The following is a 10,393-nucleotide window of genomic DNA, read 5'->3' as shown; positions in this document are numbered from 1 at the left end:
GAGGCACCCGCCGCAGGAGGCTTGCTCGAAAGTTCGTGGGGCGAACTCGTCGCAGCCGCCCGCGCACACAGCCTGGCCGACATCACTCGCGAACACGACGCCCTGTTCGGCGGCGTCGGCAAACCCGAGGTGTACCTCTTTGGTTCGCACTACCTCAGCGGTTTCCTCAATGAGAAGCCGTTGGCGGCCTTGCGCACCGACATCGCCGCGTTAGGCCTGGCACGTGACGAGACCATGCCCGAGACCGAAGACCATGTGGCCTACCTGTGCGAAGTCATGCGCTACCTGATCGCCGGCGACGATGTCGAGGTAGCCAATTTGACACGCCAGCGAGAATTTTTCGCGCGTCATGTCCAGCCCTGGGTGCCGCTGATGTGCGATGCCATCACGGCGCATCCCAAGGCGCGTTTTTATGCCGCGCTCGCGGCCTTTACCCAGACCTTCATCAGCGTTGAGGCGCAGGGCTTCGACATGCTGGCCTGAGGGATGCATGAACTTTTTTTTCTCAAAATGAGACAGCTTTTGAATGGCCAGCCGGCCAGAGCCGCCGAGTCTGACAATAAGATCGCCTATCGTTTTCCCTAGACTTGGACGTTGAGCGGCGCTAACCATTGTGGTGCGCAGCGCTCTGCCTTACAGTACTATGCAAACGGTTACATAGCCAGCAAGCCTTCCCCTGGAGATCACCATGCAGGACAGCCAGCCAAAACCCTCACGCAGGGGATTCTTTTTCGGCGCAGCCGCCACAGGCGCGGCAGCCGCGGCCATCGTCGCGTTGCCCGGCGCACCTGCGCTTCAAGCCGAGCTTCCAGAGCCCAAGCCGGCCCCTGAAAAAGGCGGCGGCTACAGCCTCTCGGAACACGTCAAGCGCTACTACAAGACCACCCGCATCTAGATAGCCCTGGCTTCCAGTTCCGCCCGACCGGCCCCCCCGATTTCACCTTCTACGGAGAGCTTCATGCTGCTCACGAAAAAATCTTCTGATGTCCATCCCGTGCATCGCGCGGGTTCCGCGCGCTTTGTGCAAAGCCTGTCGCGGGGCCTGTCCAATGCGCTGCCCACCATGGACCGCCGCGCCTTCCTGCGCCGCTCCGGCCTGGGTGTCGGCGTCGGCCTGGCCGCTACGCAATTAACCCTGGTCAAAAAGGCCAAGGCCGCCACACCGGGCGCTGGCGACGGCACGGGAAAGATCGAAGTCAAGCGCACCGTCTGCAGCCATTGCTCTGTCGGCTGTGCGGTCGACGCCGTAGTAGAGAACGGCGTCTGGGTCCGCCAGGAGCCGGTGTTTGATTCGCCCATCAACCTTGGGGCCCATTGCGCCAAGGGCGCTGCCCTGCGCGAGCACGGCCACGGCGAATACCGCCTGCGCTATCCGATGAAGCTGGTGAACGGAAAATACGAGCGCATCAGCTGGGACGTCGCCCTGAAGGAAATCACCGACCGCATGCTGGAGCTGCGCAAGGCCAGCGGCCCTGACTCGGTGTATGTGGTGGGGTCGTCCAAACACAACAACGAGCAGGCCTACCTGCTGCGCAAGTGGATGAGCCTGTGGGGCAGCAACAACTGCGACCACCAGGCCCGCATCTGCCACTCCACCACGGTGGCCGGCGTCGCCAACACCTGGGGCTACGGCGCCATGACCAATTCGTACAACGACATGCAAAACAGCAAGGTCGCCCTGTACATCGGCTCCAACGCGGCCGAGGCCCACCCCGTCAGCCTGCTGCACATGCTGCACGCCAAGGAAACCGGCTGCAAGATGATCGTGGTCGATCCGCGCTTTACCCGCACTGCCGCCAAGGCCGACGAATACATCCGCATCCGCTCCGGCTCCGACATCCCCTTCCTGTTCGGCATGCTGTATCACATCTTCAAGAACGGCTGGGAAGACAAGAAGTACATCAACGACCGTGTCTACGGCATGGACAAGGTCAAGGAAGACGTGCTGGCCAAATGGACGCCCGACAAGGTGGAAGAAGCCTGTGGCGTGCCTGAGGCGCGTGTCTACATGGCTGCTGAGATGATGGCCAAGAACCGGCCGTCCACCATCGTCTGGTGCATGGGCCAGACCCAGCACACCATCGGCAACGCCATGGTTCGTGCTTCGTGCATCCTGCAGCTGGCGCTGGGCAATGTCGGTGTTTCCGGCGGCGGTACCAACATCTTCCGCGGTCACGACAACGTGCAGGGCGCCACCGACGTCGGCCCCAACCCCGATTCGCTGCCCGGCTACTACGGCCTGGCCGAGGGCTCCTGGAAGCACTTCGCAAAGATCTGGGGCGTCGAGTTCGACTGGATCAAGGGGCGTTATGCCTCCGCCGCCATGATGGGAAAACCCGGCATCACGGTCTCGCGCTGGATCGACGGCGTGATGGAGAAAAACGAATTCATCGACCAGGACTCCAACCTGCGCGGCGTCTTCTTCTGGGGCCACGCGCCCAACTCACAGACGCGCGGCCTGGAAATGAAACGCGCGATGGACAAGCTGGACCTGCTGGTGGTGGTGGATCCGTATCCATCGGCCACCGCCGCCATGGCGGCCATGCCCGGCAAGGCCGAAGACCTCAACCCCAACCGCGCGGTGTATTTGCTGCCGGCCGCCACGCAGTTTGAAACCAGCGGCTCGGTGACGGCTTCCAACCGTTCCATCCAGTGGCGCGAAAAAGTGATCGAGCCGCTCTGGGAGAGCCGTACCGACCACATGATCATGCACCAGTTCGCCGAAAAGCTCGGCTTTGCCAGAGAGCTTTCCAAGAACTACAAGATGCAAAAGGTCAAGGGCATGGACGAGCCCGTGCCCGAAGACATCCTGCGCGAGATCAACAAGACCTGCTGGACCATCGGCTACACCGGCCAGAGCCCGGAGCGCCTCAAGGCGCACATGCGCAACATGCACCTGTTCGACGTCAAGACCCTCAAGTCCAAAGGCGGCGTTGACAAGGCAACCGGCTACGACACCACGGGCGATTACTTCGGCCTGCCATGGCCCTGCTACGGCACGCCCGAGATGAAACACCCGGGCTCGCCCAACCTGTATGACACCTCCAAACATGTGATGGAAGGCGGCGGTAACTTCCGCGCCAACTTCGGCGTGGAACGCGAAGGCAAAAACCTGCTGGCAGAAGACGGATCCCATTCCAAGGGTGCCGACATCCAGACCGGMTACCCCGAGTTCGACCACCTGCTGGTCAAAAAACTCGGCTGGTGGGACGAGCTGACCGATGCCGAGAAAACCGCCGCCGAAGGCAAGAACTGGAAGACCGACTCATCGGGCGGCATCATCCGCGTTGTCATGAAGAACCATGGCTGCCATCCCTTCGGCAATGCCAAGGCGCGCGCCGTGGTCTGGAACTTCCCCGACGCCATTCCGCAGCACCGCGAGCCGCTTTACGGCAACCGGGCCGACCTCATGGCCAAGTACCCGACGCACGACGACAAGAAAGCCTTCTGGCGCCTGCCCACGCTGTACAAAACCATCCAGCAAAAGAACATCGCCGACAAGGTGCATGAGAAATTCCCGTTGGTCATGACCTCCGGTCGGCTGGTGGAATATGAAGGCGGCGGCGAAGAAACCCGCTCCAACCCCTGGCTGGCCGAACTGCAGCAGGAGATGTTCATCGAGATCAACCCCAAGGTCGCAGCCGAAAAAGGCATACGCAACGGCGAACGCGCCTGGGTCAGCACCCCCACCGGCGCACGCCTCAATGTGCAGGCCCTGGTGACCGAGCGCGTGGGGCCTGACACCGTGTTCATGCCTTTCCACTTCTCGGGCCGCTGGCAAGGCGCCGACATGCTGGCGTACTACCCGAATGGCGCGGCACCGGTTGTGCGCGGCGAGGCAATCAACACGGCAACAACATACGGCTACGACAGCGTCACGATGATGCAAGAAACAAAAACGACGGTCTGCAACGTCGAAAGGGCATAAACATGACCCCCACGCTTTTCACTTCGTGTAATGCGCTGCCCCCCGAGGGGGCCGCTGCGCCTGCGGCCCGGCAAAGCCGGTTCCGCGGCCCCKGCTTGGGCAGAGCCCCGCGCAAGCTTCCGATCAAACGGTTTTCTCTGGAGACGTCATGGCACGCATGAAATTTGTTTGTGATGCGGAGCGCTGCATCGAATGCAACGGCTGCGTCACCGCCTGCAAAAACGAAAATGAAGTCCCGTGGGGTGTGAACCGCCGCCGCGTGGTCACACTCAACGACGGTGTTCCCGGCGAGAAATCCATCTCGGTGGCCTGCATGCACTGTAGCGACGCCCCCTGCATGGCCGTCTGCCCTGTCAACTGCTTTTACCGCACCGACGAAGGCGTGGTCCTGCATGACAAGGACGTCTGCATTGGCTGTGGCTACTGCTCCTACGCCTGCCCGTTCGGCGCACCGCAGTTCCCGGCTGCCGGCACCTTTGGCGTGCGCGGCAAGATGGACAAGTGCACCTTCTGCGCCGGCGGCCCTGAAGTCAACGGCAGCCAGGCCGAGTTTGAAAAGTACGGCCGCAACCGCCTGGCCGAAGGCAAGCTGCCGGCCTGCGCCGAAATGTGCTCAACCAAGGCCCTGCTCGCCGGCGACGGTGATGTGGTCGCCGACATCTTCCGCAACCGTGTGGTGCAACGCGGCAAGGGCGCCGAAGTCTGGGGCTGGGGCACGGCCTACGGATCCAAACAGGCCGGTCAGCCGCCCGCAGGAGCCAAATCATGATGCGCCTTCTTGTCTGGACCCTCTCCTTGTCGGCTTTGTCGGCCTGCGGCGAAAAACCGCAAACCCTGGGCAGCGGTGTGAAAAGCGACGGCGCCGCCTACCAGGGCGTGCAAACCCAGTTTGCGGCGCCAGGCTGGAAGGCCGGCGACAAGACCAGCTGGGAGCAAGGCCTGAAGGCCCGCGCGCAGAACAGCCAGAACGAGTACAACAAGATCGGTAGCTCGAAATAGTGACCGGAGGCCTTATGTATCGTGCGCGAACAGCTATATTTTTCATAGCGGCCAGCCTGGCGGGACTTGCCTGCGCGCAGGCGCCTGCGGCTCCGCCGGCCACCGCCGCGCCTGCTACCGCTCCCGCCGCCACCGGCGGCATCCAGGGCCAGAACATCTTTGAGGTCAAGCCCGAGGCCAGCGCCGACCCCAACTACGCCAAGCAGACCAATGGTGAACGCGCAAAAGTGCAACCGGGCAACAACGCGCCCATGTGGCGCCAGGTGGGCGAGGGCGTCACCGGCTACAGCAGCCTGCCCAAGAGCGAAGCGCCCGAAGCCGGCAACCTGATTCAGCCCTTTGTGCAGTACCCCGGCTCACGCCTGACCAACGCCGGCGAAGCCTGGCGACAGGTGCGCAACAACTGGATCATTCCCTATGGGGGCTCGCTGTTCCTGATCGTGCTGTTGGCCATCGCGATTTTTTACTTCAGCAAGGGTTCGATCAAAATCCACGGCGTCGACACCGGCCGCAAGATCGAACGATTCACGCCGTTTGAGCGTGCCGCGCATTGGTCCAACGCGATCGCGTTCTGCATCCTGGCCATCTCAGGTCTGGTCATGGCGTTTGGCAAATTCTTTCTGCTGCCCGTGATCGGTGGCGCGCTCTTCGGCTGGCTGACCTGGACCCTCAAGACCATGCACAACTTTGCCGGCCCGCTGTTCGCGGTGTCGCTGGTGATCGTGTTCCTGACCTTCCTGCGCGACAACTGGCCGCAAAAGGGCGATCTGCACTGGCTGGCCAAAGGCGGTGGCCTGATCACGGGCGGCGAAGAACCGCCTTCGAACCGTTTCAACGCCGGCGAAAAACTCATCTTCTGGGGCGGCGTGTTCTTCCTGGGCATCGTGGTGGTGTCGTCGGGCTTTGTGCTCGACAAGCTGCTGCCCGGCCTGATCTATGAGCGCTCGACGATGCAGGTCGCACACATGGTGCACGCCGTGGCCACCGTGCTCATGATGTGTTTGTTCCTCGGTCATATCTACCTCGGCACCATCGGCATGCAGGGCGCCTACAAGGCCATGCGTACAGGTTACGTCGATGAGACCTGGGCCCGTGAGCACCACGAATACTGGTATGACGATGTCAAAGCCGGGAACATTCCGGCCCAACGCAGCAAGCCTGTTGACCCGCCCGGCCAGACGGCGCAGGCATAAGCCCCGAAGAGTTGTAGTGAGGAATCCCATGAAAAAAATTCTGATCATGAGCTTGCTGGCCGCCGCATCGGCCGCGTCGCTGGCCAAACTGCCCGCCCTGAGCGACGAAGCCAAGGCCAAGGCCGCAGAAGCGGCCGCCAAGACCGCCTGGACCGGCAAGCTGGAGGCCTACCAGCTGTGCAAATCGCAAGACAAGGTCGCCGCCAGCTATTACAAAACGGCCAAGGCCACCGGCAAAGAGACCAAACCGCCGACGCCGGCACCTGCTTGCGCGGACCCCGGCCCCTTCGCCTACACCCCGCCTGCAGCAAAGCCGATCGAAGCGGCCGGCGCGCATTCACCCGCAGGCAACGCTACCAGCCCGCCCAGTACCAAGCAGCCCGATGCGGTTGGAAACCCCGCCAAGAAGTCTTGAGCCATCCTGCTGAGTCGTTTCGTTTCCCAAAAAGCCGACCCCGCGAGGGGCCGGCTTTTTTGTTGTAGTCTTCCCTCATGCCCGCCTCGACACCCCCTCTTTCACGTCCGCAAAGCCTGCCCCGRCTGACCAACGCCCAGGCGCCCCTGACCTGCGAGGTTGATGCCGTCAATGAATATGGCGAGGCGCACAAGGTCGCCATCCCCGCCGAGCGCGCCCTCACGGTGTATGTCGACAAGCGCGAGCTTGTGACGCTCATGACATTGGGCGCTCACCCCGAGTTGCTGGTGCTCGGCTACCTGCGCAACCAGCGGCTGGTCAAGGATGTGACCGATATCGAGTCCATCACCGTCGACTGGGACGTGGGCGCGGCTGCCGTCAAGACACACCACGGCATTGAAGACATTGAAGAGAAAACCTCGCGCCGTGTGGTCACCACGGGTTGCGGGCAGGGCAGTGTGTTTGGCGGCCTGATGGACGAAGTCGACAGCATCGTGCTGCCCGCTGATGCACGTATTACCCAGGCCCAGTTGTATTCCCTCGTCAACACCATACGACTCAAGGAAACGACGTACAAATCCGCCGGCTCGGTGCATGCGTGTGCATTGTTTGCGATGACGGCGGGCGACCCTGAAATGCTGCTCTTCGTGGAAGACGTGGGCCGCCACAACGCCATAGACACCATCGCTGGCTGGATGTCCATGCAAGACAGCCCATCGGTGAATGAGGCGAACAAAGTTTTCTACACCACAGGCCGCCTCACCAGCGAAATGGTCATCAAGTCCGCGCAGATGGGGGTGCCCATTGTGGTCTCGCGCAGCGGCATCACGCAGATGGGCCATCAGGTCGCGCAGTCAGTCGGCCTGTGCGCGATTGGCCGCGCCACCAACAAGCGTTTTGTCTGTTATGCCAACCCGCAGCGGCTCAAGCTGCAGCCAGAACTGGCTGGCCCCCGCCCTCGCAATGTGGGCGCTGAGCCCTGAATCTGCCGTGGCATGATGCCGCCATGCACGACGCCCACGTCCAACACACCTCGCCTGGCATCCCGGAACCCTTGCTGAGCCCGGTGGACTGCGGCCGTCCTGATACCTCTGGCCGGCTGAGCACACTGCGCTGGATACTGGAGGGAGTTCGTGCTGCGTTTTTCCTATCTGTCCGCGTGGCGGGGAAAACGCCGACGCCATTGCAGGTGATGGGCATTGTGATGCTGGCCGCAACCATGGAAGTTGCGTTGATGCGGCTGGAAATTGCAGGCCCCGCGGTGTTTAACCTGCAGGCCTGGTTGTCGACATGGTGGACGATCGGGTTGGGCGTTGGCCTGGCGTGGTGGGCTTTTCCTGCTTCGGCAGTTGTGCCTGCCCCTGAAGCGGACGAGCCGGTTCCCGGTGACCAACCGCCTCGCGGTGTGGCGGCCTTTTTCGCGCTGTGGCTGGCAGCGGGGCTGCCCAATGTGCTGCTCGCCCAGGGCGTGGTTGCTGCGATTGCGCACGGCTGGATCAAGGCGGCGGTGTTTTCCGCTCCCTGGTTTTACTGGGCGTTGTATGCGGCGGTGACAGCCTGGGCGCTTGGCGTGAGCCTTTTCCTCTTCGTGCGTTTCGCCGGATGGACCTGGCGGACTGCCGTATTTGCGCTGGTCCTGCTGGCAACCACAGGCGTGTCCGCCTGGCAATTCGAGGCGCGTACCTGGGGGGTGGACTACGCGAGCCAGGCCACTGAAGACAGCCGGCCCCGCCTGCAGCTGAGCCAGCAGGTTTTTGAAGAGCAGCAGGCGCTGATGGAAAAGACGATGKCCGCCATCGAGCCGCAGCGCCGCGGTATCACCGACGTCTACGGCCTGGTGTTTGCTCCTTATGCCGCGGAAGATGTGTTCCTGCGGGAAAGCAGCATGGTCAGCCGTGTGCTTGCCGATCGCTTCGATGCCGAAGGCCGCGTGATGCACCTGGTCAACCATGCCAGCACCGTGCAAACCCATCCCTGGGCCACCACGCTGAATTTGCAGCGCGCCATCGACGCACTGGCCCAGCGCATGGATCGCGACAACGACGTGCTGGTGGTCTACATGACTTCGCACGGCGCCAGCGACTTCAAGCTGGCCGCCTCCCACTGGCCGCTGCAGGTACCGCCGCTCAGTCCCGGCGAGCTGCGCGAGGCGCTCGACAACGCCGGTATCCGCCACCGCGTCATCGCGATATCGGCCTGCTATTCCGGCGGCTGGATCGAGGCGCTGGCCAGCGACACCACCCTGGTCATGACGGCGGCCGACGCCACCCATACCTCTTACGGTTGTGGGCGCCTGTCCGAACTCACCTTCTTCGGCCGCGCCATGTTTGACGAGCAGTTGCGCAAGACACATTCTTTTGAGCAGGCTTTTTCCCGTGCCGTTCCGGTGATCAGGCAGCGCGAAATCGACGCCGGCAAGGATGACGGCTTTTCCAACCCGCAGATCAGGGCGGGAACTGGCATCGGGCCCGTGCTGCGCGCGCTGGAGCAGCGGCTGGATGCCTTGCCGGGCGCTCCGGTTTCGGCCCCAGCTCCAGCCCCGGTGGTGGCGGGACCCGGCTTCAAAACGTCTCCATAACCCTCCGCTAAATCCCTGGCAAATCCCGGCCATGATGCCGGGATGCGGACTTTGCGTTATGGTCTGCGCATGAACACCCTTTTCCTCAAGCTCGGCTGGAAAACCCTGTTGCGTGATCTGCGCGCCGGCGAGCTGCGCCTCCTGATCGTCGCGGTGACCCTGGCGGTTGCTGCGCTCACCGCGGTCGGTTTTTTTGCCGATCGCCTCAAGGGCGGCCTGCAACGCGATGCCCGTCAGCTGCTGGGCGGTGACGCCGTGATCCGCAGTGACGGCATCACACCGGAAGCCTTCATAGCCAAGGCGCAGGCGCTGGGCCTGAAGGCGATTTCCACCGTCACCTTTCCCACCATGGGCCGCGCCACCGACGCTGATGGCGGCGCCAGCAAGCTGGTGGCTTTCAAGGGGGTGCCGGAAGGTTATCCGCTGCGCGGCAGCATGAAAATCGCCGACAGCCTGGACGGCCCCGGCGAAGACACGCGGGAGGTGCCGGCTCCTGGCACGGCCTGGGCCGACGCTTCGCTGCTCGACGCGCTGGGCCTCAAGCTCGGCCAAGCCCTGTTGATGGGCGACGCCAGCTTCAAGGTCACCCGCGTCATCGTGCAGGAGCCCGACCGCGGCGCCGGGTTCATCAGCTTTTCTCCCCGCGTGATGATCAATCAGGCCGACGTGGCCGCCACCAACCTGATCCAGCCCGCCAGCCGCACCAACTACCGCTTTGCTGTGGCCGGCGACGACAAGGCCGTCAAGGCCTATGTGAAATGGGCCGCAGACGAGATCAAGAAACCCGGTGCAGAGTCCGGCATCCGCGGCGTGCGGCTGGAGTCGCTCGAATCGGGCAGCCCCGAGATGCGGCAGACGCTGGACCGCGCCGAAAAATTCCTCAACCTGGTGGCCTTGCTGGCGGCCCTGCTGAGCGCGGTGGCCGTGGCCATCGTCGCGCGCGGTTTCGCCACCAAGCACCTGGACGACTGCGCCATGCTGCGCGTGCTGGGCCAGCCCCAGCGCACCATTGCGCTGGCCTACACCTTTGAGTTTGTCGTCGCCGGCATGCTGGCCAGCGCGCTTGGCGTGGCGCTGGGTTTCGCCGTGCATTACGCCTTTGTGCTGCTGCTGGCCGGGCTGGTTGAAACCGCGTTGCCGGCGGCCACCTGGTGGCCCGTCGTGTTCGGCATGGGCATGGGCCTGACGCTGCTGCTGGCCTTTGGTCTGCCGCCGGTGCTGCAGCTGGCGCAGGTGCCGCCGCTGCGCGTCATTCGCCGCGACGTCGGCAACCTTAAACC

At 63.2% G+C, this 10,393-nt stretch carries 10 protein-coding genes; all 10 read left to right on the top strand.

Going from position 1 to position 10,393, the window contains the following annotated elements; all coding sequences use genetic code 11:
* On the top strand, nucleotides 1-483 hold a 483-nt coding region (locus AC1D1X_RS07795), incomplete at its 5' end, for a TorD/DmsD family molecular chaperone (protein WP_477698086.1).
* Between the two features lie 205 nt (nucleotides 484-688).
* On the top strand, nucleotides 689-895 hold the full coding sequence (locus tag AC1D1X_RS07790; protein WP_457279600.1) for a formate dehydrogenase: 207 nt from the start codon (nucleotides 689-691) through the stop codon (nucleotides 893-895).
* 63 nt (nucleotides 896-958) lie between these two features.
* Nucleotides 959-3,928 (top strand): formate dehydrogenase subunit alpha, encoded by a 2,970-nt coding sequence (locus tag AC1D1X_RS07785; RefSeq protein ID WP_477669773.1) that lies wholly within the window; start codon nucleotides 959-961, stop codon nucleotides 3,926-3,928.
* Between the two features lie 148 nt (nucleotides 3,929-4,076).
* Complete coding sequence (gene fdh3B, locus AC1D1X_RS07780) at nucleotides 4,077-4,697, top strand: formate dehydrogenase FDH3 subunit beta (RefSeq protein WP_477648455.1); 621 nt, start codon at nucleotides 4,077-4,079, stop codon at nucleotides 4,695-4,697.
* Nucleotides 4,694-4,927 carry a hypothetical protein gene (locus AC1D1X_RS07775; RefSeq protein ID WP_477669772.1) on the top strand — a complete coding sequence of 78 codons (234 nt, stop codon included), beginning with the start codon at nucleotides 4,694-4,696 and terminating at the stop codon, nucleotides 4,925-4,927. Before fdh3B ends, AC1D1X_RS07775 begins: the two co-directional genes overlap by 4 nt.
* A gap of 14 nt (nucleotides 4,928-4,941) precedes the next feature.
* Nucleotides 4,942-6,120 carry a formate dehydrogenase subunit gamma gene (locus AC1D1X_RS07770; protein WP_477669771.1) on the top strand — a complete coding sequence of 393 codons (1,179 nt, stop codon included), beginning with the start codon at nucleotides 4,942-4,944 and terminating at the stop codon, nucleotides 6,118-6,120.
* 28 nt (nucleotides 6,121-6,148) lie between these two features.
* Nucleotides 6,149-6,535 carry a hypothetical protein gene (locus tag AC1D1X_RS07765; RefSeq protein ID WP_457279595.1) on the top strand — a complete coding sequence of 129 codons (387 nt, stop codon included), beginning with the start codon at nucleotides 6,149-6,151 and terminating at the stop codon, nucleotides 6,533-6,535.
* 77 nt (nucleotides 6,536-6,612) lie between these two features.
* The gene (locus AC1D1X_RS07760; RefSeq protein ID WP_477669770.1) at nucleotides 6,613-7,518 is read left to right on the top strand and encodes a formate dehydrogenase accessory sulfurtransferase FdhD; all 906 of its coding nucleotides are present in this window, start codon (nucleotides 6,613-6,615) and stop codon (nucleotides 7,516-7,518) included.
* A 23-nt stretch (nucleotides 7,519-7,541) separates the two neighbouring features.
* Nucleotides 7,542-9,113 carry a C13 family peptidase gene (locus AC1D1X_RS07755; protein WP_477698085.1) on the top strand — a complete coding sequence of 524 codons (1,572 nt, stop codon included), beginning with the start codon at nucleotides 7,542-7,544 and terminating at the stop codon, nucleotides 9,111-9,113.
* 69 nt (nucleotides 9,114-9,182) lie between these two features.
* The coding region (locus AC1D1X_RS07750) for an ABC transporter permease (protein WP_477698084.1) at nucleotides 9,183-10,393 on the top strand (1,211 nt) is incomplete at its 3' end.

The sequence above is a fragment of the Polaromonas sp. P1_G4 genome, from assembly GCF_056405475.1.
Note: the sequence above shows the minus strand (reverse complement) of the source record. Positions and strands in the feature narration are given on the sequence as shown.

Excerpts from the sequence above, each read along its gene's own strand:
- AC1D1X_RS07790 (WP_457279600.1), top strand. The coding sequence starts at position 689 with ATGCAGGACAGCCAGCCAAAACCCTCACGCAGGGGATTCTTTTTCGGC.
- fdh3B (WP_477648455.1), top strand. The coding sequence starts at position 4,077 with ATGGCACGCATGAAATTTGTTTGTGATGCGGAGCGCTGCATCGAATGC.
- AC1D1X_RS07775 (WP_477669772.1), top strand. The coding sequence starts at position 4,694 with ATGATGCGCCTTCTTGTCTGGACCCTCTCCTTGTCGGCTTTGTCGGCC.
- AC1D1X_RS07770 (WP_477669771.1), top strand. The coding sequence starts at position 4,942 with ATGTATCGTGCGCGAACAGCTATATTTTTCATAGCGGCCAGCCTGGCG.
- AC1D1X_RS07765 (WP_457279595.1), top strand. The coding sequence starts at position 6,149 with ATGAAAAAAATTCTGATCATGAGCTTGCTGGCCGCCGCATCGGCCGCG.